Genomic DNA, 23,900 nt, shown 5'->3' with positions numbered 1-23,900 from the left:
GCTCAAGCCTCCGCATGCTTACTCTTCGCTCGCCTGATCCGGTCCAACACCCCGGCGCCCACCCTGATTCCAGTTGCCGGCCTGCTCTCGGCCTTCGCCTTCTGGGGAAGGAAGTGCTCGAACTTGACCCCCTTCGCGCCCGCCGCTCGAGCCGTGGTGAAGGCGATCTGTGCGGCCTGCCAGTAACCATCCTCGAACGGGTAGATTCGCTCGACTGCCAGCCACTCCTTGAACTCGTCGTTACCCAGGCGAGCCATCAGCTCGCGACGAGTCATCTTCAGCTCCCGCGCCAGCCGGAAGCTGAAGAGACGGAGGGGCTGGCACCTCAGTTTTTTTCCAGCTCGTTAACGTCGGCCTTGGTGACGCTGTTGAACTCACTCGCCTCCTCGAAGAGTCGGATGATGACCGGGGCCGACTTCTCGGCGAGGGCAGGAACGTCGGCCTTGGTGAAGAGCGTGGCCCCGTGCTCATCGCACACGGTCAGGGCGACAAGCGAGGCCCGAATCAGCCCCTTCGCCCGCGCTCCCTCGGTGTCGCTCAAGCAGGCTTCCCACTCCTCGCGCTGGGCCGCGGTGAGGGTCCGGACGTAGACTTCGCCACCATCGGGGAGGGTGACCTTCTTGCGGGGCAACTCGGCGGCAAGGAACTGTTCACGGGTCAGAGACATGGTCACTCCTGAGCAGGAAGAATGGTGGATGCCGGGGGTGACTCTCCCCCGGCGGTTACGAACGTGTCGAGGTCCGCGTAGCGGATCAGGACTCGGACTCCTACGCGGTGGGCCGTCAGACGTCCCGAGGTGATCGCCCGGCGGATTGTCCGGGTCGAGACCCGGGTGTAACCGGCGGCCTCCAGGACGGTCGCGTAGGGCGATCTCTGGGGTTCAACCTCGGGCGATGTCATCGACTTACCCCTTGCCATTGATGGATGCGTTTTCGCGCCGGCCGGGGCCGTTCCGGCGAGTTGTGTCGCCGGTCCAACCCGACTCGCCAGGGAACACGACGACGTCTGCGGCCCGGAGCGCTTCGGCCTTGCGCTCCTCGAGCTCGACGTACGCGCCGGCGCCATGGTTCCGACCGTCGACCTTGGTTGGTCTGAGGAAGCGAACCTGCCTCATGGCCGGATTGGCTCGGCTCCCGGTCAACCCGGGAAGAGGCTCGATGCCGCCCGATCGGGAAAGCTTGGCGGCATGATCGTCGTCAATGTCGGCGGCCTGGCCTGGCTTGTAGCTCTGGCCTCTGATGGTCACATCTTTGAGAAACTTGACCTTCGTCATGACTTGATGACCTCACTGGTTGCTGGACCAAACCGCCTCGCCCGCGTATTCCGCGAGTCCGCCCGTGATCAGAACGCGGGTTTGATCGGCCGTGGTTTCGACCACCTTGCCGGCGGCATAGCTCCGGCCATCGACAGTGACAGCCTTGGCCGTGATCTTGACCGGGGCGACGGTCGCCACCTTGCCCTCAATGAGCCGCTTGGCGAGCTCGTCTGTGATGTCCACCAGGTCGCCGGCTGCGCAGACCCGGTTGCCGACAAGAACGTTGGCCCGGGTGATCTTCACTCGGGTCATCAACACCGCGGCCTTGGCCTCGAGCAGTTCCGCGGCGAGCTCCGGCTCAACGTTGACGACATCCCCGTGCTTGCCGAGCCGGCCGTTGAAGACCAGTCCCAGGGGGTTTTCTTTCAGGATCAGTCGTAGCTTCGACACGGTCTCACCTCCCGATCAGTTGGCGGCCGGGCCGAGCATGTCGACCAGAGCCGCCACGGCTTCGGCCTTCTTGTCCCACGGGAGATCCTTGTGGACACCCAGGGCCTGTGACAGCCGCGCGTCAACGAACTCGCCAGCGGTCGACTCGACGAACCGGATCGCCATCTCCAGGGGGACGTCGACGACATCGCCTGCAACGTGGACATGGCTGCCAACCAGCACATGGTCCCTGGTCAGCTTCACTAGAACCGTCTGCATGACTCACCCTCTCGGGGTTGGGGAAAAGGATTCGATCAGTCGTGGGCGATCGAGTGCGGTCAGGTCGTGACCATGTCCGGAGCCATGGCGAACGACTCGTTGTGACGAAGCATGACGTCGACGTCTTGCAGTCCCCGGTACCGGGTGAAGCCGGAGGTCGAGAACATGTAGGGGTTCACGAGGATGTCGACCGGTCCCCAGAGGCCGATAACCAGGTCGGCCCAGTTGCCGAAGACGATGGGGGAAAGGCCGGTCCCGGATCCGTGGGTCAAGTTGCTGGGGAGTTGGTTCGACGCCACGGCCGGATAGCCGAGGACGGTGTTGGAGTCGGTCCAGAGCATTTTCCCGGACGTCGCCACCTTCTCAGTCTGGCGAAGCTTGGCCCGACCGTTGGGAGTCGTCGCGAACGCGAGCTTGCCGAGGTCGGCATTCGCGTTGCCTACGGTTTGCTCCATCGCGGCGAGTAGAGCCAGGGTCGGAGCCCCCCCGTTCGCGCCGAATGAGACCTCGGCCACGCCAGGATTCTGAGCCAGGCCGAGGGGTTGGTTGTTATTCCCGAGGCCGTTCAGCGCCCCTCGGTCAACCTCGTTGGCGATCGCCCCGAGCAGGTCCCCGATGATGACCTCATCGACGTTGGGAATGGAGTCGATCGCCTTGCGCGTCACGTCGACGTAGGCGCCGGTCGTGCGCGGGGTGAAGAGGACCTGCGCGTCAACCACGGGCTCGTCGGCGGGAGCGTCCCCGCCTTCGCCCATCCAGCCGAGGGAGACGGTTGCCGTCTTCTTGGGGATGGAGAAACGGCCACCGGTCAGATCGGGGAGAACCTGGGCGCCGAGCATCCCGCAAATCATCTTGGCCCGGAGCACGTCAATCATCGCCCCGGAGAGGATCGTCGGGATTCCCCCGGCGCCTGTGGTCGTCGACAGGGCCCGGACTTCCACGTCCCAGGGCACAAGGAAGCCCCGAACATTCCTACCGGTCCGCCGCGCAATCTCGTCGGAGACCTCGCGCTCGAGGCCCGTGATGACCCCGTTGGTGTGGTCCCTCGCCTCGCGAAGCGCCCTCGCGAGGGAGTATTTCCCGCGTTGAGAAGGCTCGTGGTGCGGGAGCGAGCGCTCTTCTGACTGATCGGGCCGCGAGTAAGTGAACAGTCGAGGCGTCATGGGATAGGCCATCCGCGTTTTGGATCAAACGATGGGGAGGTCATCACAGGCCACCCCTGACTATCCAAGTGTACGCGTGGCAACTCGGTTCGAAAAGGTTAATTTTGTCCAATCAAAGAATTATTTTTGATTGCTCAAAATCACCGACGCATCAATCGCATCAGAGCGCCAGGAAAAAGGTCCCGAATTTCGTCAAAAAACGTGCGCGCTGCCCGCGTCGGTGGGATGGTTCGAGGTGGTAGCAAATGACCTCCCCCCCTGGGGGTCAGGAGGGCGAGGGTGGGTCAGGAGGTGCCGTCAGACGCGCTCGCTCGCTCGGCTCGTCCCTTGTTCCCGTACCCGTGGTGGGTGCCATGGCAGGACGCACAGACGCTCTCGAGGTTATCCCAATCGAGCTCGAGGTCCGGGAAGTCTTTCCGTTCCTTGATGTGGTGGACGATGGTCGCGGCAACCGGGCGGGCGGGCGTGCTGCAGCGCTGGCAGAGCGGATCCTGCCTGAGCTTTGATGTCTTGAGCTTCCGCCAGGGCGAGCCCGTGTAGAACGCATTGTCCTCCCGACGTTCGGGCCGTCGGTCATACCGGGCCTGATCCTCCTTCTTCTTGACCTCGGGCTTCGGCATCCAAGCCGGGCGGAACGTGGGGATGCGCTTAGGCATGGTCGCTCCCCTCGATCGCCTTCCCCGCGGCATAGGCCAGACGGCCCACCAACTCAATCGTCGGCCCCATCAACTCGCCATCCTCGACGTGGGCGGCCCGGCCGATCGTCCGGATGCCACCGATCATGTCCTCGAACTCGATGGTGTCCTTCTCGGCCTCGGGCGCGTCGCAGTCGTGGGCGATCAGGGACATGAAACCGGCGGCAGTCTGTTCGTCTTCGGGAGTTTCCTCGGTCTGCGCTGTCATGGGTTCATCCCAAGTCGGGAGCAAATGGTACGACTGAACACATTGCCATTCTACCCTGATAGAATAGGCAAGGGCGAGTAAGCCGGTGCGCGAGAGGCTTGAATTGCATGGGCAAGAACACGATCAGGTTCAAGGTCTCCGGTGTGAAGGAGATCCAACGGGCCTTCCGGGAGCTTGAGCCGAAGCTCGCCAAGAAGGTGATCCGCCAGGCGCTTCGCAAAGGGTTGGTGCCGATCAGGGACGCGGCCAAGACGGCCGCTCCGCGCAAGACGGGCCTGATGGCGGCCGCGATCAAGATCAGGGCCGCGACGAAACGGAAGCGCGGGGTGATCTCGCTCGAGGTCCGGATCGGCGACCACAACTTCAAGGGGGCGACATTCTACGGGGGCTTCCAGGAGTTCGGGACGAAGAACATGGAGGGCCGGCACTTCATGGAGAACGCGTTCAGGGCCAAGGCGCCCGAGGCCGTGGCGACGATCATGGACCTGGTGGCCAAGGGCATCGAGCGGGAGGCCAAGGCGTGACAGACCCCGAACTCGCCGCGCTCGAAGCGATCATTGCCGCTCCCCTGGCATGGTCCCCGATTGCCGACCTTGTGGCGGCCGGGCATGCGCTCGAGACATTGGCCGGCTTGCAAGTCCTCGGCCTGGTGGAACCCTGGGGAGCATCCGCCGATTGTGTGTGGACGTTGACCCCATGGGGTGCGACGGTGCTCGAGGTCGTCATCATCGAGCATGGGCCCAACGAGGTGCCGCGCTGGTCGCAACCCTGGAATGCCCCTAGGTTCGTTCGAGTACCGAGGCACCGCCACGAGATGCGTTGGCCTTGGATGGAGGAGTTGCCGTCCCGGGACCTGGGGCCGCTCGACGTGCTCATCCTCGGAGAGGACGCCAAGCCGTTGCTCCTGTTCGGCCGGACCGTCGTGAAAGACAAGCGGATCAAACCCCCTCCTAAGGCGAAGAAGAAAAAGCTTCTCACTCCCGCACAGCGAAGTGAAGCCGCGGTGAGGGGCAACGCAACGCGACGTCAGAGGAGGGCGGAAGCGCGTCGGCAGGCGGGGGAAGCCGCGTTTTCAAGTTCAGATGTTCTATAAGCGGTCGCTTGCGAGAGTCGTTCTAACTGTCGTTCTACGTCTTGATTCTGGGCTAAATCAGTGGTATTATTTGACGTTAGTCGCAACCTCAATTCGCCGCAACCCTTTGACAATTCGCCAGTTGGAGTGACACGAAGACATGGGGATTTGCTGGTATGTCGGTCTTCGGAACCGAAGGTTGTAGGTTCGAGTCCTACCGGGTGTACTGACAAAAAACCCCTGGGAAACCAGGGGTTTTTTATTGGGCTGAGGTTGCTTCTGGTCGTTTGTTCACTGGAAATCCGTGGAGGCACGGCTTTGCTGGGGGCCATATCTGCATGCCGTCATGCGGATAATGCGTTTTTTTTCGAAATAACTGTACAGACGTTGACAGGATTCCGATTCCATGTTTGTAAACACGAATCCGACCCAAAACCTGTTCGTGTGAACAGGAAAGGTTGGGATCTGAAGCCTTCAATCTTGAGGGAACCATGGCTCATCCAATTCCTGCCGGTCATCACGCAATCACTCCGCACTTGGTGGTCAAAGGTGCATCCGAGGCGATCGAGTTTTATAAGAAGGCCTTCGGCGCGGAGGAGTTGGGCCGGATGCCCTTTCCCGGGCCGGACGGGCAGGTGAAGCTTGGGCATGCCGAGCTCAAGATTGGCGACTCGCGGCTGTTCCTGGCGGACGAGTTCCCCGAACATGGAGCGACGGGACCGAACGGGAGTTCGCCCGTGACGATCCACCTCTACGTGACCGACGCCAACGCCGCGTTTGACCGGGCCGTCGCCGCGGGCGCGACCGTGCGGATGCCATTGGCCGACATGTTCTGGGGCGACCGCTACGGCACGCTCGTGGACCCGTTCGGACACAATTGGTCCATTGCCGAGCACCTCGAGGACCTTACGCCCGAGCAGATGCAGGCGCGGATGGCCGCTGCCTTTGGCGGGCAGCCTTGCGGCTCGGAGTAAGGCCGGTTTCCGACGAAGTTGGCGAAACCCGCCGAGCGGGAGGTCAACGAGACGCAACGGTCTCTTGGCCTCTGTCTCGGCGGCGGTGCGGTGTGACGCACGCTTCTATTCGTCGGATGTGATGAGCCCCACCCGGATGGCGTAACGGACTAAGCCGGCGACGTCGTGAATGCCCAACCGTTCCATCAGCAAGGTGCGATGCGACTCGACGGTCTTGATGCTGAGGCCCAGATTTTGGGCAATCGCCTTGGTGGTCTTTCCCTCGGCGACTTGACGGAGCACTTCGAGTTGCCGCTGGGTGAGACCACCGGCGAGCCCCGTTTCCGTGGCGGCCTGCCTGCGATAGTCGGCCACGAGATGTTTGGAGACGGCCGGGCTTAGATAGGTCTCTCCCCGCGCCACGGCGCGCAACGCCAGCCCGAGTTCCTCGGTGTCCGAGTCTTTCAATAAGTAACCCGACGCACCTGCCAGGATGGCGCGACGGACATAAGCCTCGTCATTGTGCATCGTGAGAATGATCACTTTGACCTCGGACTGCTCGTGCTGGAGCCGCGCCGCCACGTCCAACCCACTTAATCCCGGCATGGCGATGTCCATCAGGACGATGTCGGGACGGAGCGTCTCAACCAGTTCGAGCGCCGCGCGGCCATCGGCGGCCTCGGCGATGACCTCGATTCCCTGCTGATCCTCAAGGAGGGCGCGGATGCCGGCCCGGAGGAGATTGTGGTCATCGGCAAGGACGACGCGGATATTGGGCACGGACGATTCTCCGATGGGTTGGTCATCGGCGCATGAGGGCCTCTTTGACGAAAAGCGGATCGAGTCCGATCACCACAGTCCCGTTTTAGGTGACCGATTCAGTTCGAGTGTCGGAAGAATTCGCCTTTTCGGTTTGCAAAAGCCATGGATTTCTCAAACAGCGGATTCACGTTCTTCGATTCGATGACTTCGCCCTCCTGTCAGTCTCCGTCGCCGACTCGCCCAACGCAAGCGATGATTCTGAAACGACTCGAACCATTTGAGTGCGGGTGACAAAGACACGCCTCTCCGAGCTCGAGGTAGGCTGACCGGCCGAAGGGGGGTACAAAACGATGGGCGGGAGATTCTCTCTTGGGTTGCTCCCCACCCGGTTCGATGGGGAGCAGCGGCTTGTCCGGCACGACCAGGACTACTTCAAAAGGATTAGCCCCAGCGCATTGACCTCTTTCCCCGCGCGCCCTTGCAGCCCGACGGGAATGCTGCCGTCGCTCTCCACGTCTTTCGGACTCCCCCCATTTCGATCACCCAGCCACGGTGAGTTGTATGTATCACTCGGGTTGAGGTGGTTATCATCGATCTTCATGAAGACCATCCCGAAGCCATCGACCGTGAGCCCGGTGTGCGTCTTCAAGGCTCCGACCCCGTAGCCCGGCTTGGCGATGGCGGTCGTCAATGGGCTGAGCACTTGCCCGTACACTCCACCCTCGCGAAGGACCTCGCCCGACCGGTAGATCGGCTGCACCGAGCTGATCTTGCGACCACCGAACTTCGTCACATAGCTCACGCGAACCCCGACCAGGACGCCGCCTTTTGAAGCCACGTCGTGAAACCGGTCGCGATCACCGCCGAAGAACGACGTGGGGAGGTCGTCCACCTCATCGCGAGAATAGCCCGTCTTCGACCGTTTCGAGGCGGACCGCCCCAAGATTTTCGGGTTGGTCCGAGGGAGCGACGCCGGGTCGGGAAAGTCGGAGGTGGCGAGTACCATCGCCGATGGCCCCTTTTGCAGGTCAGGCTGCGCGACCTTTCGGATTCCGATGCTCTGCTCGATCAGGGTGGTGAGATTGTCCGTCTTGCCGGTCTTCAGCACGCTCCAGCCTGGATCGGTTTCGTCCAGACTGAGCACCTCGATCTTTGTCACCTTGGAATTCCCGAGCGGCGTGGTCAGCCGGTAGACCACGTGGGCTTTTTGCTCGCCCTCGGGGAGTTGTCCCAACGGCTCGACCTTGCTCGCGGCGTAGTTGAATTGAGGAAATTCGGATTTCCCCTTCACTCGCAGTTTCAATGACTCAATCGTCGCCTCGACAGTCCCACTGAGGAGCATGCCCCAGGTTTCCCCATTCTTTCGGAGGCTAATCACTTTCACGGTATCAATATTCTTGCCGCTGAATGGCAGGTTCGTTCGATAGACGACGTGTTGCAACGCCTTTCCGTCGGGGACGTGGCCAAGCGTCTGCACCGTCATCTTGGCCAGGGCCTCCTTGAGCTCCGGCTTAACTTTCAACTCGTGTCGCACGAACGACGTAAAGAACGCCAAGTCATCGAGCTTCTTTAAGTCATCAGCACTTTTGACGCCCTCGAAGAGCGCAAGGACCTGCGACGATTGCTTGGCCTTGGACGCCGCATCGAGGAGTACCGACATTGTCGATCGAAACTCCCTCAGGGCCTCGGGATGCATCGTCTTGGCCAAGTCTTCGTAACGCTCGGATTTGCTGGCGTCGACGGCCGCGAGCGCCACCTCTTCCGAGGACGGAGCCGCCGCCCTTGCACGGCCGGGGGATGAGCGATGAGACAGGCCATTTCCAGGCACGCGATCCCGACAAACCATCGTCGCTTCATCATCGAAACGCTCCCCGCGCAGGAACCCTGTTTACAGATCTGCAAGCAATGACATGAATCGGCGTTAATCGCCGTCAAATCAAGCGGTTCATTCACGTCATTGAACACGATGCGTGAGACTTTATCCACGAGATTTTGACGGAAATCAACCTGTTCCAACGCGAAGTTCGCGCAAGGGGAACTTCATTGCACGACTCGAACGCGTCGCGGGTCCCTGGTTGTTGGGCCGAGTTTTGGAGGGGGGGGACAAGGGGGAGACGCGTGGTTCGTTGGCTTACAGGCCCAGGTCGTCGAGCAATTGGACCAGGTAGGCCTCGATCATGCGAGCGGTGCGCTGATAGGTTTCGCGATCGGCGCCGACCGGATCGGCGACGTCGTCACCATGAGGATGAAGCAGGCGAGCATGCGGTGCGCACTCGGGGACCTGGTCGAGCAGGGCCTCGAGATGGTCGTTGGTCATGGTCACCAGATAGTCGGCGTGGCGAATCATGTCGGGGGTGAGCTGGCGGCTGGCGTGGTGTTGCAGCGAGCCGCCGCGGGCGCGGACGACTTCGACGGCGTGAGCGGCGGCCGGCATTCCGTTCGAGGTTGCGATCCCCGCGGAAAGGATGACGAAACCACGCTCCTCAAGGTCGTCGATCGAACACCCGAGCCGCTGGGACAATAGGGCCTTACAGATCGCTTCGGCCATGGGGCTGCGGCAGGTGTTTCCTGTGCAGATAAACATGATGATCGTCCCTGCCATGCGGGTCAGGTACGATGCGTCGACAACCCCGGGACGGACGACTCGGTAGCGATCCCCTTCCACGACGACGGATGTCGAGACATTGCCCAGTCGGGTGGGGCCGTCGTCCAGGATCAGGGAGAGCCCGCTGATCGGGTCGAGATCTTCGACCGTCGTCGCGACCCGGCCGCCGGGTCCCACACCTCGGGAGATGACCAGGGGCGCGGGGAGGAGCCGGAGGATTTCGCGAATCAACGGGTGGGCGGGCGAGCGGAGTGCAACCGCGCCATCGGGGAAGATCAGCGGTCGGACGCTTTCGGGAAGGCGCAACGCCAGTCCGCGCGAGTCGGCCTTGGGAAAGATCAAGGTGACCGGCCCTGGCCATGCTCTGCGCGCGAGTCGCCAGCCGAGTGCGCTCAGGCCGGGAACCCAGTCGGCCACTTCGACGGGGCCTTTCAGCAGGAGTGTGAGTGGGACCGGCTCATCGCCCCCCTTGATTTGCCGGAGTCGGGCCACGGCATCGGGTTGCAAGGCGCTGGCGGCCACGCCGTAGACCGTCTCGGTCGAGAGGCCGACGAGCCCCCCTTGGGCCAGGCAAGCCACGGCGCGGTGGACAACGTCGCGCCGATCATCGGCCTGCGCCAGATCAATCCGCTCCGGCTGCGAGGACGACTCGGTCATCGTTTCAAGTGGCTCTGGAGTGACGAGAGCGAGTCCCTTCAGTGGGTTGACTCGCGGCCTTGGGCCTGCTCCTCAGGCTACTCGATGGGCGCGATTGCAACCAGATCAACCCAGGTCGGCGCCCCGAGAAAAATCGTGGCGGAGGCGTGGTGGATCCGATCAGAAGAGGAGCGTTAATCCCTTGAGTTCACCAAGTAAGGCGTAGATCTCGCGCACCTGTTGCGCGGATTGCACGGTCGCGTCGATCGTAATCGCGATGTGTCGGCCCCCTGGCGTCGTCCGGACCGTGTAATCGATTTCCGACGGGCTTGCCAGTTGTAAGCCGACGACTTCGATGACGCGGGCCTCGAAGTTCTCATCGGTGATTCCGATGGCCTTGATCCGGTAGACGCCCGGAAAAAAATGGGTGGATTCCAACAAGTCGAGCGATGGGCGCGTATCCATGGGTCGGCTCCTTCACCCGGTTCACGGGCGGTCAAGACTGGCTCTCCTCAATCGTACGACCCGTGTTGGCATTCGCCAACGCGAAATCGCATACCGGCAGGCGCTGAAGCACCAACGGAAAAAACCCCGCCAGGCTCGAAAGCCCGCCGGGGCGAGGTTGTTTTCTTGGCGTCTTCTTCGGTCCACGCCGCAACGGAAAAAAAAGAAACGGATGCAGGGTGGATCGGAATCGGCCTATTTCTTTCGGTGCCGGATCCTGCTGCGCATGCGGCGCTTCTTCCGTCCGACTTTGCGGCGACCCTTCCCTCGACGGCGGCTGGCCATGCGTTCTCCTCAGGGGCTTCGGCGGACCACTTTCGACCGAACATTTTTCATAGTTCGTCAAAGCTCGACATCATACCCGACTCATCCGCGCGGCTCAAGGTGTTCCCTCGCCGCCTTCGTAACTCGGTGCTTGTGATCGCGTGGTGGGGGGCACGGGGGACTCAGGAACTTCTCGCAGTTTCAAGAGGAGTTCGTTGACATCCAATGGCTTGGTGAAGACCCAATCAATTCCCCATGACGCCTTGTCTCGGAGGTCACGTTCGAGATCCCATCCGGTAATCAGCGCGATCCGGGGGGCTGGAACGAGCTGGCGGGCCCTCAAGGCGACCTCCCGACCGTCGAGGTCGGGAAGTCGTAAATCGGTGAGGACAAAGTCAGGCGGGGGACTCGTCCGTAACGCTTCCAGGGCCGAGGTGCCGTCGATGACCACGTGAACTTCGTAGCCCATCGCGATCAGAAACTTGGACAGGCCTTTGCTCGCGGCGTCATTGTCCTCAACCAAGAGGATGCGTTGCGGGGTCGGTCGGGGCGAATCGCCGGGTTCGGGAGTGCTCACGGAATCGTCACTCCGTTAACGGCGTCGATCGCAACCCAGGGAACGCGTCATCACGACGACGACGACGACTTCCAATCGACGTGAGAAAGCTGGGCCAGCGCCAGCAAAAGAGCATGAGTTCCCTTTCGCCCCAAACCTTGAGCCGCCACGGCGCGGTAGAGCTGTTCGGCCAGGGCGAGGCCGGGGAGCGCCAGGTTCATCCGACGGGATTCGGCCAGCGCGATTCCCATGTCCTTCAAGAAGTGCTCGACGAAGAACCCCGGCTCGAAATTCCCCGCGATCATTCGCGGGCCGAGATTGTTCAGGCTCCACGAGCCGGCCGCGCCGCTGCCCACACTCTGCATGACCTGGTTCAGGTCGAGCCCCGCCTTGTAGCCGTAGAGCAAGGCCTCGCAGACCCCGATCATGTTCGTCGCGATCAGGATCTGGTTGACCATCTTGGTATGCTGGCCAGCGCCCGCGGGCCCTTGGTGAACGATCGTTTTTCCCATGAGCTGGAACAAGGGGTCGAGCCGCTCAACCACCGCTTTCTCGCCACCGATCATGATCGAGAGCCGCGCCTCGCGCGCACCGATGTCTCCCCCTGAGACGGGAGCGTCGACCGAGTGGACCCCGTTGGCCTGGGCCGCTTCAAAAATCTCACGCGCCAGAGCAGGCTCGCTCGTCGTCATGTCGACCAGCACCGTGCCCGCTCGAGAACCGGCCAAGGTCCCCTCCGCCCCCAGCGTGACCTCCCGGACGTCTGCGGGAAATCCGACGATCGTGAAGATGACGTCGGATGACTCCGCGACCTTCTTGGGCGAATCGGCCTCAATCGCGCCTCGGTCCACCAGCGGCTTCGACTTCGACCGGCTCCGGTTGTAAACCGTGGTCGGGTAACCCGCGGCCAGAAGGTGCCCGCACATCGACGAGCCCATCACTCCGGTCCCGATCCAGCCAATCCGCGTCTTCCCTGGTGCGATCTCCAGTGCCATCGTCTACCCCGTACAGTTAAGTCGTTTCCTGATGTCGCCAGACTTCTCCGCTCGATTCAAACCCTACCAAACGAACGATTTCGATGATAGGTGGATACTCGGCCGGAACGGTAGTCCGCGAGCACTCCGAGAACCAGGGCATTTACGGTGATTGTCATGCGATGGCTGAAATCACGAAACATGAAACAACGCTGAATAAATCTGGTCTTCCGGTCGCGGTCGCGGCCCGAGTCGCTTCCCAAGCCCGTTGATCTCCGGGATTCAAGCTCCTGCCCGATTCGGATACAATGCACGGCCCGAAGCGCGAGCGGTTCGGTCTTTTCACTCAGCGTCCGCTGAGACCAGCTCTGCGCCGTTTGAGGATTCCGGCGTCACGAAACGATCTGGACGGCCCATGCCCAATCCCATGTCTGACATCGGTCGTATCGCGGCCGAGGAACTTAAAATTCGGTTCGATCGCGGTGAGCCATTTTTGCTCCTGGACGTACGGGAGCCGGTCGAGCGGGCGTTCTGCGCGATCTCAATTCCGGCGACGGCTCACGATCTGCACGTGCCGATGGGGGAACTCCCCACCCGTCTCGAAGAGATCAAGACGGCTCAAGGGGAGCGGCTCTTGGTCGTTTACTGCCACCTGGGGGTGCGATCCAGGCAAGCCGCCGGTTGGCTGGCGCATCAAGGGCTGTCCGGACTGGTCAACCTCGAAGGCGGGATCGAAGCCTGGTCGGTCGACGTCGACCCGGATGTCCCGCGGTACTGAACCTTGCCACGCGCTCGACTCAACTCACTTCAGGTCAGAGTGGTTTGGCCTTCACCTGGCGGAACTCGATGCGGTAACGCTCTGCTTCGAGGCCGACGAAACCCGTGGGCACTTCGCAATCGTGCCAGTCGAGAGTCACGGCGCCATTGACCCAGAGGCTCATGTCCTTTCCCTTGCAGGTAATCTCAAAGGTATTCCATTCTCCGGCCGGCTTCACCCGGCCATCCCGCACCTGCTTGGAAAGGTTGACCCGCTCGATTTTACCGTGGACCATGGTGTCGCCGAAAATGTAACCCCCTTTGGCGTCGCCCGTCTGGGCCTGGTGCCAGACCTTGGCGTCCGCCGAGTTCCGCACATAGATTCCCGAGTTATACGCCTTCTTGCCCGTGACCACTGGTGTGAACCGCCACTCGACGTGGTAGATAAAGTCCCCCAACTCCCGGTCCCAGCGCACCCAGTCGTGTCCTCCCGTGCCTTCGCACGTCAGGATGCCGGTCAGCGGGTCGAGCTTCCACTGCGATTCGGCGTCGAGTTTGCCTCCGGGGGGAATGGAACCGCGCGTCCAGCCCTTGAGTTCAGGCCCGGCGCCATCGAGTAGGTTGATCCAGCCTTGCGGGTCTTGGTCGAGGGCGCTCGACGTTGGCTCGGGTGCAGCCGCGGTCAGAGCCAACGACAGGCTCACACCGAGGACGGTCAGGATCATTCGGATGCGGAAGACTCGAGGCATCGGAATTCCTTTCGAATGAAGGGTGGCGGCGCGATCGCCAATGCGAAGCGATGAGCGGAGTCTAGCCGAGAGCGAGCGCGGAAGAAATCAACTCACGGACCGCACCGGCGTCCGGTTCGGATCGTCGGGCATTTCGGAGTGGGCTAGCCCGCTCGGGATTGTGCCGACTAGGGATGGGCGAAAGCGATCGGTCCCAGGGGGACGTCGCTTGTGATTGGCTTCTATCTTTGTTACGAACGCGGAGTGCGAAGGCGAAGCTGCTCCGACGTCGGCCGATGAATTTTTGCCGTTCCCCGATGGGATTGAGACTGGACATGATCGAGTTGCTCGCCATTCCTGACTGGCAGACCCCGCCGAGAACCCTTGACGACTGGGTGGCTCAACTCTCGACCCTCGCGGGTCGTGTCGAGGTCTCGCGCGAATCGACCGGTGTTTCCTGGCTGGAAATTGGTTCCTTGCGGTTGCGCGGCTACGCCGTCCTTGACGGCCTGCGCGTCGAGGCGATCAATTTCGAGTTGAACGACCCCGATCCGGGACCGGCCACCCGCGTGATCGAGGCGGCCGCCCAAGCGTTGGGCTTTGAGGTCCATCCCGACGACCCTGATGATGAGTCCGACGACGAAGACGACGATTGATTGATCGATTGATCGAGGTCGATTCCGAGGTCTCGACCCTTGACTGGAATCCTACGAGGAGTGCGATTGATGCCCATGGCCCGTTCTATTCCCGCCCTCATCGCGTGCGTTTCCCTGATGAGCGCCGTCGCCATCGCTGAGGAGCCAACGTTCAAGACGCATACGGTCAATGGTAAGAGCGGCTTCGAGTCAGCGGGGGTCTTCGACGTCGATGGCGATGGGCAATTAGACATCGTCTCGGGAGACACCTGGTATCAGGCGCCGAGTTGGACACCTTCCAAGGTTCGCGAGGTCACTCGCCAGGGGACGTATTATAACGAATTCGCGACGCTGCCGATCGACGTCAACGGTGACAAGAAGATGGATTTCGTGACGTGTGCTTACTTCGGCAAGAACGTCGGATGGGTCGAGAACCCGGGAGCCAAGGGGAAAGATTGGACCTATCACGAAATCGATCTGCCCGGCACCAGCGAGGCGGCGGTCCTGGTTGACCTGAACGGCGACGGCAAGCCCGACGTCTTGCCCAACGTGACCACCCGGGTCGTTTGGTATGAGCTCGAGCAGGCCGCCGCGAAGCCGGTCTGGAAGAAGCGTGACTTCGGGACCGAGGCGGCGGGCCATGGCGTCGGCTCGGGCGATGTCAACGGCGACGGCCGGGTCGATCTCCTCACCCCCAAGGGCTGGTTCGAAGGGCCTTCCGACCCCAAGGCGGAGACCTGGACCTGGCATCCCGAATGGAACCTGGGCGCCACCGGGATCCAGATCTTTGCGCGTGACGTCGACGGCGACGGGCTCTCAGACCTGGTCTACGGCGTGGGTCATGACTACGGTCTCTACTGGATGAAGCAAGCCAAAGGCCCCAACGGCGAGCGAACTTGGGAGAAGCACGCGATCGATAAGTCGATCGCGTCGGTCCACACGCTCCTCTGGGCCGACCTCAACGGCGACGGCCGTGACGAGCTCGTCACCGGCAAACGTGTCTATGCCCATGAAATCGAGCCGGGCGCGACCGATGGCTCCGTCGTGGCCTCGTACGATTTCGATCCCAAGAAGCAGACCTGGGTCAAGCAGGTCCTCTTCCAGGGGGAAGCCGCCAAGAATGCACCTGAAGGCCCCAAGCGGGACGCCTTGAAAGATTTTCCCGCGGGTACGGTGGGCACGGGTCTGCAAATGACCGCCATCGACATCGACCAGGATGGCGATATCGACCTGGTCTGTCCCGGCAAGAGCGGACTCTACCTCCTCGAAAATCTCCGCGGGTCCAAGTCCGCCGTCCGAGGCGAGGCGAACTGATCTTCCGCCGTTGTCGATCGCTCCCAACTCACCAAGTTGCGGGCGATCGTCAGGCTGCTCCTCTCCCCGATCGGGTGCCTTCGGAACGAGTGAGCCCCTCGCTCGTTCCGAAGAACGAATGGGGCGGGGGCTTGTTCGAGCCACTCAGGCTCTCTACATTATCCTGTTGCCCTCAGTTGACACTCTCAAGACCACCAAACGTTGGGTGAGACCAGCCGATGTCCGAGTACTTCCCGGAAGTTCCCAAGATTGTGTACGGGGGCCCGACCTCTCGGAACCCCTTGGAATTCAAGCACTATAATCCGGACGAGGTCGTCGGCGACAAGACGCTGAAGGAGCACCTTCGTTTCTCGGTGGTCTATTGGCATACCTTCAGCAATCCGCTCTCCGACCCGTTTGGTGCGGGGACCGCGGTTCGCCCCTGGGACGACGGCAGCAACTCCGTACCCAACGCCCAGCGCAAGGCCCGCGCGGCGTTCGAGTTCTTCGAGAAGTTGGGCGCTCCCTTCTACGCGTTCCACGACCGCGACGTTGCCCCCGAGGGGAAAACCCTTCGCGAGAGCCATGCCAACCTTGATGAAATCGTCAAGGTTTTCAAAGAGGAACAGGCTCGGACGGGCGTGAAGCTGCTCTGGGGGACCGCCAACCTGTTCAGCAACCCCCGCTACATGCATGGTGCGGCGACGAGTCCGAATCTCGATGCGTTCGCGTACGCCGGGGCCCAGGTCAAGAAGGCGATGGAGGTCACCCACGAGTTGGCCGGTGGTGGATACACCTTCTGGGGGGGGCGCGAGGGCTATTCGACGCTCCTCAACACGGACATGAAGCGGGAGCTCGACCACCTGGCCCGGTTCCTCCACCTGGCGGTCGACTACAAGAAGCAGATCGGTTTCACCGGCACCTTCTACATCGAGCCCAAGCCGAAGGAGCCGACCAAGCATCAGTACGACTCCGACACCGCGGCCTGTCTCAACTTCCTGCGAACCTACGACTTACTGCCGCACTTCAAGCTCAACCTCGAGTCCAACCACGCCACCCTGGCCGGTCACGAGATGATGCACGAGCTCGAGGCGGCCATCGGCGCGGGCGCCCTCGGCTCGATCGACGCCAACACCGGCGACCCCTTGCTGGGCTGGGACACCGACCAGTTCCCGACCAGCATCTACCTGACGACCCAGTGCATGCTCTGCATCCTGGGGATGGGCGGGTTCACGACCGGCGGTGTGAACTTCGACGCCAAGGTTCGCCGTGAGAGCTTTGAGCCGATCGACCTTTTCCACGCCCACATCGGCGGAATGGACGCCTTCGCGCGCGGCCTCAAGGTCGCTCACGCGATCATCGCCGACGGTCGACTGTCGGCGTTCGTCACCGAACGCTATCGGAGCTGGGACAGTGAGTTGGGCCGCCGGATCGAGTCCGGCAACGCCACGTTGACCGAGCTCGAAGCCTACATCCTCCCCAAGGGAGAGGCGAACAAGAATTCCAGCGGCCGGCAAGAGATGCTCGAGAATCTGATCAACGAGTTCATTTGAAGTCAGCTTCCAGCGGTTTACCAATGGGTTGAGCACGCGGTCGCCTCGACATGGCGTTGCCAACCCGCCCATGGGAACGCTCGCCAGCACACTGGTGCCATGATGACCAGCCCCGAAGGGGCGACCGTTCATCGCCCGGGACGCAAGTCCTGGGGAGTTCTCGAACTGATCCGAGACCCTGTAACCTCCATCGCCGCGGCGGACCAACCGTCCTGCCGCGGCGATGGTGGTTGCAAAAATGAACAGGATATGTAGTTTTATTGGATTTCAGGGACTTGCGTCCTTGGCGAGGAATGGTTGCCCCGGACCAATCCAGGGACGCAACCCATGCGTCTGATGTGATTTAGAGTTCGCACATATTGGACGATTGGAAAACCAGGCTGACGACCAAGGCGAACCTGGCGGGTCGTCGAGAACAGGTTCATGTCACGCTCCACCTGGCTTCAGGGCGGCCAGCTTTGTCGGCGGGTTCATCAAGTTCTTCGCCGGTTTCACGCTTTGGGTCTGCGAGTCCTCGCAACCCTTCACAAAACCGAGAGCGTCTTTCGTTTGGGACCTTCCTCGAAAGGCGCGATCGAGATGATCCGTCAAGAGTCGAGTGAGTCAACCGAACGGTTTTTGGTTTGCCCACGATCCGAGCACAACGATCTGTCGCCAACTGATTCGTTTGCCGACTACCTTTGGTCGCAGTAGCAAACCAGGACCCGCAACAGCGGCGTTCCGGACAACATCCACGATTGGATGTGGCTGCTCGCCCGCCAGCGGTGGACCGCGTGTTGAGCCTGGCGAACGAAACGCTCCACAAGGCGCTGCCGAGGTGGAACGACAAGAGGTCGATGCGAACGACAGGACCGTGACATGACCGACGCCGAATCACGATTCCCGATTCCGAGAGGGCCGTTCTTCAGTGATGACGGGCCCTCCGACGGCCTCGTCATGGTTGGTGAATCGCCCTTCCTGAAAGTGCTCGATCGAGAGCGGAACCAGGTCGGCACCGCCTGGCCAGTTGGGGTCATCCCGAGTCGCAAGGGAATGGCCCAACTTTGGTATCTTGAGATTGACGAGATCGGATTGCCCGGAGTCTACGTCTGTCGTCGGCAGACGTTCGTCCGGATCATGGACACGGCTGAGGATGGGCCTGATTGACGGACCTCCTTGACAAGACCCTTGCGCGGCGTTTGACTCGAGCGGGAGGGGTGGAGGGAGGATCCTCGTAACGATTAATCGACATTCAGAGAAGTTTATAATTGCGATTTGACTCCGAGTGGCGCATGACAATACGTTTGGCAATATGCAAAATTGATTGAATTCAAGAGGGGAGCTGATCGCATCACAAGCCAAGCGCCATCCGACGGTAAACCGCTGTAGACTGAATGAACTTGCGTCGAAGCGTCGACATGCCACTTGCCTGTGTCTACGATCGGCGAGTAGGGTGGTGGAACCTCCTCGGAGAATTCCAATGATCCCAGCCGATTCTGTCCGCTTTGCGTGTCTCCTGTTCACGTTCCTCACGACTTCGGTGGTTGCGGGCGAAGCCGATCCGCCGATCGCGCACGAGAAGATTCGCGACTCGGTGCGGCGAGGTTTGGAGATCGTTCAAAAGGCGGCGACCCGGTATCCGCTCCATCGGGACTGTTTCTCGTGTCATCATCAGACCTTGCCGATGCTGGCCATGGTCAAAGCCCGAGCTCACGGCCTGGCGATCGAAGAGGACTTGCTCCACGAACAGGCCGATTTCAGCGTCGAGTCGTTCCGCGAAAAGCTCCAGGAGATGACGCAGGGCAAGGGGGTTGGTGGCGCCGCGATGACGGTGGGCTACGCGCTCTGGGGCTTGTCCCTGGCCGATTGGCCGTGTGACGAAGTCGCCGAGGGGATGGTCGCCTACCTGCTGAAGACACAGAAGCAGGACGGGCACTGGGGGACGGCGGGGCGGAGACCACCGCTCGAAGAGTCGGCGATTACCTGCACCGCGCTGGCGGTCGAGGGTCTCAGTCGCTATGGCGATTTTGATCAGAATCACTCGGTTACCGACGCGATTGCGAAGGCAAAGACGTGGTTGTCCGAGACTCATGTCAAGAACCAGGAGGATCGGAATCTTCGACTGCGCGGACTGCTCCGGGTGAATGCCGATCGCTCGTTGGTCGACCAGGCGCTGAGCGCGGTGTTGGACTCGCAGCGAGCCGACGGCGGCTGGCCCGCGCGAGATGACCTGCCGAGCGATGCTTATGCCACCGGCCAGACCCTGGCCGGTCTCGAGGAGGCCGGACTCAACGTCGCCACCGAGGCCTATCAGCGCGGGCTTCGGTTCCTACTCGATTCCCAGTGCGACGACGGCTCTTGGAAGGTGGAAACCCGGGTCAAACCGATCCAGGTCTACTTCGACAATGGCGACCCCCATGGTAAGCATCAGTTTATCTCGATCCCGGCGACCGCTTGGGCCGTGGTGGCGCTGGCCGTGGCTCTCAAGGCGGAGGAGCCCATTGCTCAGCCGTACGACCTCCTGATTCGCGGCGGTACGATCGTCGATGGCACAGGGAACCCCTGGTACCACGGTGACGTCGCCGTACGGGGCGAGAAGATTGCCGCGCTGGGCCAGATCCCTGCTGACGCCCCCGCGCGCCGAACGATCGACGCCCGGGGCCTGGTCGTGGCGCCCGGCTTTATCGACATGCACTCACACTCCGATCGGCCCTTGTTGGAAGATGGCAACGCTCAGAGCAAGATTCGCCAGGGGGTGACGACGGAAGTCCTCGGCGAAGACAGTTCGGGGGGGCCGTCCAAGGGCAAGCGGGCTCCCGACTCGTTTCGCCGGGAGGGCAAGACGAGGGAATGGACCACCTTGGGAGGCTATTTCGTTGCGCTGGAAGACGGGGGTATCGCCACCAACGTCGCTTCCTACGTTGGGCTGGGCACGCTCCTCGGCTGCGTGATGGGGGATTCACTCGACCGTCCCGACGCCCAGCAACTCGAAGCGGTGAAGGTTCTCCTCGAAGAGGCGATGAACGACGGGGCGTTCGGACTCTCGACGATGCTGGCGGGGCCTCGCGAACTGAATGTCACGACCGACGATCTCGTCGCGCTCTGCAAGGTGGTCCGGCGGTATGGCGGGACCTACTCGTCGCATCTGAGGAATGAGGGAACCACCGTCCTCGACGCGGTGAAGGAAGCGATCGCCGTCGGCGAACGCGCGGGCGTGCCGGTGGACATCATTCATGTGAAGATCGCCGAGCAGACGCTCTGGGGCCGGATGAACGAAATCGTGGGTTTGATCGACGAGGCCAGGCTTCGAGGCGTGAACGTTCAGGCCAATGTTTATCCCTACACACGCGGGAACAATGACCTCGTCACCATCCTTCCACCCTGGGCTCACGAGGGCGGGAAGGTGGAACTGCTCCGACGGCTCAAGGATCCGGACGACCGCCGAAAGATGAAGAACGAGATCCGCAACGGCCGACCCGGCTGGTACAACCACTATACGGCCGTCGGCGGTGACTGGGGGCGAATGCTGATCAGTGCGAGCTTGTCGGAGGCGAACAAGAAGTTCCAGGGGATGACGATGGATCGGATCCTGGCCGAGCGAGGGCAAGGGCAAGGGCAGGCTCCGAATCCGGACCCGATCGACCAGTTTTTTGACTTCCTGGTCGAGGAAAACGGCTCGATCAGCACCATTTATGCCCACCACACCGAGGAAGATATGAACCTGGCGTTGCGCCAGCCTTGGTGCTCGATCGGCTCCGACGGCTCGGCGCTCGCGATCGAGGGCCCGTTGCGGCGAGGAAACCCGCACCCGCGCAATTTCGGGACGTTCCCCCGTGTCCTGGGCGTGTACGTGCGTGACCGGCACCTGCTCACCCTGGAAGACGCGGTTCGCAAGATGACCTCGCTGAACGCCGCGAAGATCGGCATCGTCGACCGCGGCCTGCTTTGCCCTGGTCAGTTCGCCGATATCACGCTGTTCGATGCCACGAAAGTGATCGATAAATCGACGTATCTTGAGCCGTTTCAGTACGGTGAGGGAATCGAGTACGTCATCGTCAATGGCAAGCCGGTCCTCGAGCGAGGCGTGCACAATGGCGCACGCCCCGGGCACGCCCTGCGTCGATCGGCGCGAACCGATTGAGACGTGAGGACCGCGACCGGGGCGAGACGCTCAAGTCTATGGCGAGGATGCGACCGGTCCGACGACGGCATCGTCGTCGAACGCGACGCTCGTTCGCTCGTGGCGATCGATCAGTAGAGCACGATCGCGTCGATCGCGAGCGTAAACTGGCTGCCGCGGGTGCCATCGTTATAGGGAGTGGTGAACTGAGCCCAGTCGTAGCGGGCTTCCGGGCGGAGCCAGAGCCACGGCTTTGGCTTGTAGATCAAGCCGACCGTCTGTTCGTAGAAGTTGTCCGCGAAACCGGTGCGGACGCCATTGTTATCGCGGAAGACTTCCGAGCGCCAAACGCCGGTCAACTTGTCGTTGAAGCCGTAGAGGAACCAGTTGCCGAAGCTCTGCCAACTGGCGTTTTGGTTGGTTCCACTCGGCCCGATCCCTGGGATGTTGTTCTCAAAGCCCTGGTCGGTTTCCATCACCTGGGTCAGTTTGTCGGTCCACTTGTAAGAGAGAACCGAGGTGATCGTCGTCCGCCAGTTATCGGCATAGCCGAGATTGCGCCGGCCGGCGAGGAAGTTCGGCCTTAGGACCCCGGTTTGCCCGGGGAAAGTGATCTGCGGGTTGTTGGGGAAGTTGGGGTACTGGTTTGGCCCGAAGATATAGGAGATCGCGAGGTTGGCTTTGCCGTTCTTGGAGGTCCAGGAAACGCCGCCAAGATAACTCCACTTGTAGTTTTGATTGATCCAGCGGTCCCATCCATTGACCGCACCGTTATAGACGTTGACCCGGTCGGTGAGATGCAGGGTTGACAGCATCCCGAAGTGGGTGAACGGTTGGCCGTAATTGAACATGTAAGGAACGGAGAGCAACGGCCTACCGGTCGCGGGGACCACTTCGTAGCCAAGGATGGTGTAGAACCGGCCTCCCTTGATGTCGATCCCCCCCTTGGTCAGGTAGGGGAGGTGGACCTCGGCATAGAATTGGGCGGGATCATAGCCGGCGAAGTGGTTCAGCCGGAACGAGCTGTCGAACAACCCACGCATGTGGTTGAACTGCCAGTCGTTACCGAAGAGGTTGTCGACGCGAAAGCCGAAGTTGATCTCATCGTTCTGCTCGAGGGGATTCTCGAAGATCAGGTAGTATTGGTTGCCCATCCAGCGATTGGCGAGGAAGTTGGGATTCACGCCGAAGTTCGTGGCGCTACGGGGAACGCCGTTGGCATTCCCCGTATAGCTGTTTTGGATCCAGCCATAAATCTTGACCGGGGAGTCAGCTCGACCCAGGGCGTTCATCAAGAGCTTCGATTTGTCGACCTCCGCCTCTTCGGCCGGCGCGGTTTCCGTGGCCGCCTCGGCTTCGGTCGGCTCGCCGCCTCCCCCTGCGCGTTCGGACTTGGGGAGCGCGACATCGGTCGCGTTGGCGGTGCCACCGGATCCACTCGGCGAATAGGGTTCCGTGAGTGGTCCGCTCTGAGCGGGGGCGGTCGGAGCGGGTGTATCCGGGTGGGGGACCCCATCCGGAAGCTCCTGAAGCGTGGACGCGAACCGCGCGGGGCGTTGGTACCCGCCTGGATAGAGCAGTCGCGGGGTCAGGCCTGGGGCCGGGGCGGTCGCACTCCGGAAGCGGGACGGCGGTGGGATCTGGCGTCCCTCGGTCTGAGCGAGGCTATCGGCCGCAAGGAATCCGCAAATCAGGGCAAAGAATTGAGCCCCGCGGATCAATGGTGATTTCATGGTCATCCTCCTGAATGACTTCGCAACCCACGAATCCTCCGTGGGTTCGCTTTCAGCGCGGGCTTCCCTGAGAGGGGCCCGAGGAGCCTAGCTCCACTCCAATGTCCCGGCCGATGACGTCACGGCGTGTGCAATCGTCGTGATTCCGTTCCTTGACCGATCGGGCGAAGGACTCGAGGTCGAGTCGCTTCGGGAGAGCCGATCATTGCAGGAGGACTAACATCTCGTTGAGTGCACTGGACCATCTGGGGGGAACCGTATGCTTCTTCTCACGACCCACCCCGTGCGAAGCACGACGAAAACGCTTCGGCTCAATTCATGAGGAATGAAGTTGAGCTTCCAGCGGCGTGCGATCGGGTTGGTCCTTGGAAGATACGATCCGACTGATCTGTTTTATCGGCGGCGATCGACGAGGAACTGAGCCATTTCGTCAAGGAAGCGGGAAAATCGGTGAGAGCGAGAAGTTCGGTGGAATGGGTCGACAAGTCATGGCTTCGAAATACTAAGCCGGCCAGATCGCATCAGTCCTCGTCCACCACCTCTCCCATGGCGACTCGGGTGATACTGTCTGGCCGGCTAGTCGGGTCGTGGATTCCCCTCGGGGAAACCCACGGTTGTGAGAAGAGAGAGCGAGCGGGTCGTCGTGCGAAGGCAACCCGCTCGCTCTTTGGCGGTAAGCTCTCTGCTTTAAAAGCCTAAAGCTGTCGCCGGAGGAGTGTCTTGTGAAGCTCCGTCGAAACCACCGAAA

26 protein-coding genes and 1 tRNA gene are annotated in these 23,900 nt (G+C 61.6%); 10 read left to right on the top strand and 17 right to left on the bottom strand.

Annotated features, from left to right (window positions below; translation table 11 throughout):
• Positions 1-2: 2 nt before the first annotated feature.
• The 9 genes from BUS42_RS09115 to BUS42_RS09075 all read right to left on the bottom strand — a co-directional run bounded on the left by BUS42_RS09115 (position 3) and on the right by BUS42_RS09075 (position 4,029).
• On the bottom strand, positions 3-275 hold the full coding sequence (locus tag BUS42_RS09115; RefSeq protein WP_074306638.1) for a phage tail assembly protein T: 273 nt from the start codon (positions 273-275) through the stop codon (positions 3-5).
• Positions 276-325: 50 nt separating this feature from the next.
• A complete protein-coding gene (locus BUS42_RS09110) occupies positions 326-667 on the bottom strand; it encodes a hypothetical protein (protein ID WP_074306637.1) in 342 nt (113 codons plus the stop codon).
• A 2-nt stretch (positions 668-669) separates the two neighbouring features.
• On the bottom strand, positions 670-900 hold the full coding sequence (locus BUS42_RS09105) for an excisionase family DNA-binding protein (RefSeq protein ID WP_074306636.1): 231 nt from the start codon (positions 898-900) through the stop codon (positions 670-672).
• Positions 901-904: 4 nt separating this feature from the next.
• Complete coding sequence (locus BUS42_RS09100) at positions 905-1,273, bottom strand: hypothetical protein (RefSeq protein WP_074306635.1); 369 nt, start codon at positions 1,271-1,273, stop codon at positions 905-907.
• 12 nt (positions 1,274-1,285) lie between these two features.
• Positions 1,286-1,705, bottom strand: coding sequence for a hypothetical protein (locus BUS42_RS09095; protein ID WP_074306634.1), 420 nt, complete (start codon positions 1,703-1,705; stop codon positions 1,286-1,288).
• Positions 1,706-1,720: 15 nt separating this feature from the next.
• Entirely contained in the window at positions 1,721-1,963 is a 243-nt protein-coding gene (locus tag BUS42_RS09090) for a hypothetical protein (protein WP_074306633.1), read from the bottom strand.
• 59 nt (positions 1,964-2,022) lie between these two features.
• Entirely contained in the window at positions 2,023-3,126 is a 1,104-nt protein-coding gene (locus BUS42_RS09085; protein ID WP_254053405.1) for a phage major capsid protein, read from the bottom strand.
• 284 nt (positions 3,127-3,410) lie between these two features.
• Positions 3,411-3,782: an HNH endonuclease signature motif containing protein gene (locus BUS42_RS09080; protein WP_074306631.1), complete on the bottom strand. Its 372-nt coding sequence runs from the start codon at positions 3,780-3,782 to the stop codon at positions 3,411-3,413.
• Positions 3,775-4,029 (bottom strand): hypothetical protein, encoded by a 255-nt coding sequence (locus tag BUS42_RS09075; RefSeq protein WP_074306630.1) that lies wholly within the window; start codon positions 4,027-4,029, stop codon positions 3,775-3,777. Before BUS42_RS09075 ends, BUS42_RS09080 begins: the two co-directional genes overlap by 8 nt.
• A 107-nt stretch (positions 4,030-4,136) precedes the next feature.
• Here BUS42_RS09075 and BUS42_RS09070 point away from each other — a divergent pair, with 107 nt between their 5' ends.
• The 4 genes from BUS42_RS09070 to BUS42_RS09055 all read left to right on the top strand — a co-directional run bounded on the left by BUS42_RS09070 (position 4,137) and on the right by BUS42_RS09055 (position 6,075).
• The gene (locus BUS42_RS09070; protein ID WP_074306629.1) at positions 4,137-4,553 is read left to right on the top strand and encodes an HK97-gp10 family putative phage morphogenesis protein; all 417 of its coding nucleotides are present in this window, start codon (positions 4,137-4,139) and stop codon (positions 4,551-4,553) included.
• Positions 4,550-5,122, top strand: a complete 573-nt coding sequence (locus BUS42_RS09065) for a hypothetical protein (RefSeq protein WP_254053404.1) — start codon at positions 4,550-4,552, stop codon at positions 5,120-5,122. The genes BUS42_RS09070 and BUS42_RS09065 overlap by 4 nt, the downstream gene beginning before the upstream one ends.
• Before the next feature lie 137 nt (positions 5,123-5,259).
• Positions 5,260-5,327, top strand: a tRNA-Arg gene (locus BUS42_RS09060).
• A gap of 265 nt (positions 5,328-5,592) precedes the next feature.
• The gene (locus BUS42_RS09055; RefSeq protein ID WP_074306628.1) at positions 5,593-6,075 is read left to right on the top strand and encodes a VOC family protein; all 483 of its coding nucleotides are present in this window, start codon (positions 5,593-5,595) and stop codon (positions 6,073-6,075) included.
• Between the two features lie 105 nt (positions 6,076-6,180).
• On the opposite strand, the gene BUS42_RS09050 is transcribed toward BUS42_RS09055, so the two are convergent.
• From BUS42_RS09050 to BUS42_RS09025, 6 genes are all read right to left on the bottom strand, one after another.
• Positions 6,181-6,834 (bottom strand): response regulator, encoded by a 654-nt coding sequence (locus BUS42_RS09050; RefSeq protein ID WP_083670111.1) that lies wholly within the window; start codon positions 6,832-6,834, stop codon positions 6,181-6,183.
• Positions 6,835-7,243: 409 nt separating this feature from the next.
• Positions 7,244-8,476: a hypothetical protein gene (locus BUS42_RS09045; RefSeq protein ID WP_143206274.1), complete on the bottom strand. Its 1,233-nt coding sequence runs from the start codon at positions 8,474-8,476 to the stop codon at positions 7,244-7,246.
• Positions 8,477-8,947: 471 nt separating this feature from the next.
• The gene (locus tag BUS42_RS09040) at positions 8,948-10,078 is read right to left on the bottom strand and encodes an arsenate reductase/protein-tyrosine-phosphatase family protein (RefSeq protein WP_074306627.1); all 1,131 of its coding nucleotides are present in this window, start codon (positions 10,076-10,078) and stop codon (positions 8,948-8,950) included.
• Positions 10,079-10,237: 159 nt separating this feature from the next.
• Positions 10,238-10,522: a YbeD family protein gene (locus BUS42_RS09035; RefSeq protein ID WP_074306626.1), complete on the bottom strand. Its 285-nt coding sequence runs from the start codon at positions 10,520-10,522 to the stop codon at positions 10,238-10,240.
• 418 nt (positions 10,523-10,940) lie between these two features.
• Positions 10,941-11,402 (bottom strand): response regulator, encoded by a 462-nt coding sequence (locus BUS42_RS09030; protein ID WP_074306625.1) that lies wholly within the window; start codon positions 11,400-11,402, stop codon positions 10,941-10,943.
• A gap of 50 nt (positions 11,403-11,452) precedes the next feature.
• Positions 11,453-12,376, bottom strand: a complete 924-nt coding sequence (locus tag BUS42_RS09025; RefSeq protein ID WP_074306624.1) for an NAD(P)-dependent oxidoreductase — start codon at positions 12,374-12,376, stop codon at positions 11,453-11,455.
• A gap of 394 nt (positions 12,377-12,770) precedes the next feature.
• On the opposite strand from BUS42_RS09025, the gene BUS42_RS09020 reads away from it, so the two are divergent.
• On the top strand, positions 12,771-13,133 hold the full coding sequence (locus BUS42_RS09020) for a rhodanese-like domain-containing protein (RefSeq protein ID WP_074306623.1): 363 nt from the start codon (positions 12,771-12,773) through the stop codon (positions 13,131-13,133).
• Positions 13,134-13,167: 34 nt separating this feature from the next.
• Here the strand turns inward: BUS42_RS09020 and BUS42_RS09015 are convergent, their stop codons facing one another.
• The gene (locus BUS42_RS09015) at positions 13,168-13,860 is read right to left on the bottom strand and encodes a 3-keto-disaccharide hydrolase (protein WP_074306622.1); all 693 of its coding nucleotides are present in this window, start codon (positions 13,858-13,860) and stop codon (positions 13,168-13,170) included.
• Positions 13,861-14,174: 314 nt separating this feature from the next.
• On the opposite strand from BUS42_RS09015, the gene BUS42_RS09010 reads away from it, so the two are divergent.
• The 5 genes from BUS42_RS09010 (at position 14,175) to BUS42_RS08985 (ending at position 21,440) form a co-directional block, all read left to right on the top strand.
• On the top strand, positions 14,175-14,495 hold the full coding sequence (locus BUS42_RS09010) for a hypothetical protein (RefSeq protein WP_074306621.1): 321 nt from the start codon (positions 14,175-14,177) through the stop codon (positions 14,493-14,495).
• Positions 14,496-14,564: 69 nt separating this feature from the next.
• Positions 14,565-15,788, top strand: a complete 1,224-nt coding sequence (locus BUS42_RS09005) for an FG-GAP repeat domain-containing protein (RefSeq protein ID WP_074306620.1) — start codon at positions 14,565-14,567, stop codon at positions 15,786-15,788.
• 218 nt (positions 15,789-16,006) lie between these two features.
• Entirely contained in the window at positions 16,007-17,320 is a 1,314-nt protein-coding gene (xylA, locus tag BUS42_RS09000) for a xylose isomerase (RefSeq protein ID WP_074306619.1), read from the top strand.
• Between the two features lie 858 nt (positions 17,321-18,178).
• On the top strand, positions 18,179-18,466 hold the full coding sequence (locus tag BUS42_RS08990) for a hypothetical protein (RefSeq protein WP_074306617.1): 288 nt from the start codon (positions 18,179-18,181) through the stop codon (positions 18,464-18,466).
• A gap of 313 nt (positions 18,467-18,779) precedes the next feature.
• The gene (locus BUS42_RS08985) at positions 18,780-21,440 is read left to right on the top strand and encodes an amidohydrolase family protein (protein ID WP_074306616.1); all 2,661 of its coding nucleotides are present in this window, start codon (positions 18,780-18,782) and stop codon (positions 21,438-21,440) included.
• A gap of 110 nt (positions 21,441-21,550) precedes the next feature.
• On the opposite strand, the gene BUS42_RS08980 is transcribed toward BUS42_RS08985, so the two are convergent.
• The gene (locus BUS42_RS08980) at positions 21,551-23,152 is read right to left on the bottom strand and encodes an outer membrane beta-barrel protein (protein WP_074306615.1); all 1,602 of its coding nucleotides are present in this window, start codon (positions 23,150-23,152) and stop codon (positions 21,551-21,553) included.
• Positions 23,153-23,900 lie beyond the last annotated feature (748 nt).

It is taken from the genome of Singulisphaera sp. GP187, from assembly GCF_900129635.1.
In the GTDB taxonomy this organism is placed as follows: domain Bacteria; phylum Planctomycetota; class Planctomycetia; order Isosphaerales; family Isosphaeraceae; genus Singulisphaera.
This window is presented reverse-complemented; position numbering and strand designations above follow the sequence as displayed.

Bases quoted from the DNA above. Each gene is read 5' to 3' on its own strand.
- BUS42_RS08980 (WP_074306615.1), bottom strand. From the start codon at position 23,152: ATGAAATCACCATTGATCCGCGGGGCTCAATTCTTTGCCCTGATTTGC.
- BUS42_RS09040 (WP_074306627.1), bottom strand. From the start codon at position 10,078: ATGACCGAGTCGTCCTCGCAGCCGGAGCGGATTGATCTGGCGCAGGCC.
- BUS42_RS09055 (WP_074306628.1), top strand. From the start codon at position 5,593: ATGGCTCATCCAATTCCTGCCGGTCATCACGCAATCACTCCGCACTTG.
- BUS42_RS09010 (WP_074306621.1), top strand. From the start codon at position 14,175: ATGATCGAGTTGCTCGCCATTCCTGACTGGCAGACCCCGCCGAGAACC.
- BUS42_RS09075 (WP_074306630.1), bottom strand. From the start codon at position 4,029: ATGACAGCGCAGACCGAGGAAACTCCCGAAGACGAACAGACTGCCGCC.
- BUS42_RS09070 (WP_074306629.1), top strand. From the start codon at position 4,137: ATGGGCAAGAACACGATCAGGTTCAAGGTCTCCGGTGTGAAGGAGATC.
- BUS42_RS08985 (WP_074306616.1), top strand. From the start codon at position 18,780: ATGATCCCAGCCGATTCTGTCCGCTTTGCGTGTCTCCTGTTCACGTTC.
- xylA (WP_074306619.1), top strand. From the start codon at position 16,007: ATGTCCGAGTACTTCCCGGAAGTTCCCAAGATTGTGTACGGGGGCCCG.
- BUS42_RS09090 (WP_074306633.1), bottom strand. From the start codon at position 1,963: ATGCAGACGGTTCTAGTGAAGCTGACCAGGGACCATGTGCTGGTTGGC.
- BUS42_RS09005 (WP_074306620.1), top strand. From the start codon at position 14,565: ATGCCCATGGCCCGTTCTATTCCCGCCCTCATCGCGTGCGTTTCCCTG.
- BUS42_RS09115 (WP_074306638.1), bottom strand. From the start codon at position 275: ATGACTCGTCGCGAGCTGATGGCTCGCCTGGGTAACGACGAGTTCAAG.
- BUS42_RS09110 (WP_074306637.1), bottom strand. From the start codon at position 667: ATGTCTCTGACCCGTGAACAGTTCCTTGCCGCCGAGTTGCCCCGCAAG.
- BUS42_RS09080 (WP_074306631.1), bottom strand. From the start codon at position 3,782: ATGCCTAAGCGCATCCCCACGTTCCGCCCGGCTTGGATGCCGAAGCCC.
- BUS42_RS09045 (WP_143206274.1), bottom strand. From the start codon at position 8,476: ATGTCGGTACTCCTCGATGCGGCGTCCAAGGCCAAGCAATCGTCGCAG.
- BUS42_RS09035 (WP_074306626.1), bottom strand. From the start codon at position 10,522: ATGGATACGCGCCCATCGCTCGACTTGTTGGAATCCACCCATTTTTTT.
- BUS42_RS09015 (WP_074306622.1), bottom strand. From the start codon at position 13,860: ATGCCTCGAGTCTTCCGCATCCGAATGATCCTGACCGTCCTCGGTGTG.
- BUS42_RS09100 (WP_074306635.1), bottom strand. From the start codon at position 1,273: ATGACGAAGGTCAAGTTTCTCAAAGATGTGACCATCAGAGGCCAGAGC.
- BUS42_RS09020 (WP_074306623.1), top strand. From the start codon at position 12,771: ATGCCCAATCCCATGTCTGACATCGGTCGTATCGCGGCCGAGGAACTT.
- BUS42_RS08990 (WP_074306617.1), top strand. From the start codon at position 18,179: ATGACCGACGCCGAATCACGATTCCCGATTCCGAGAGGGCCGTTCTTC.
- BUS42_RS09105 (WP_074306636.1), bottom strand. From the start codon at position 900: ATGACATCGCCCGAGGTTGAACCCCAGAGATCGCCCTACGCGACCGTC.
- BUS42_RS09085 (WP_254053405.1), bottom strand. From the start codon at position 3,126: ATGACGCCTCGACTGTTCACTTACTCGCGGCCCGATCAGTCAGAAGAG.
- BUS42_RS09025 (WP_074306624.1), bottom strand. From the start codon at position 12,376: ATGGCACTGGAGATCGCACCAGGGAAGACGCGGATTGGCTGGATCGGG.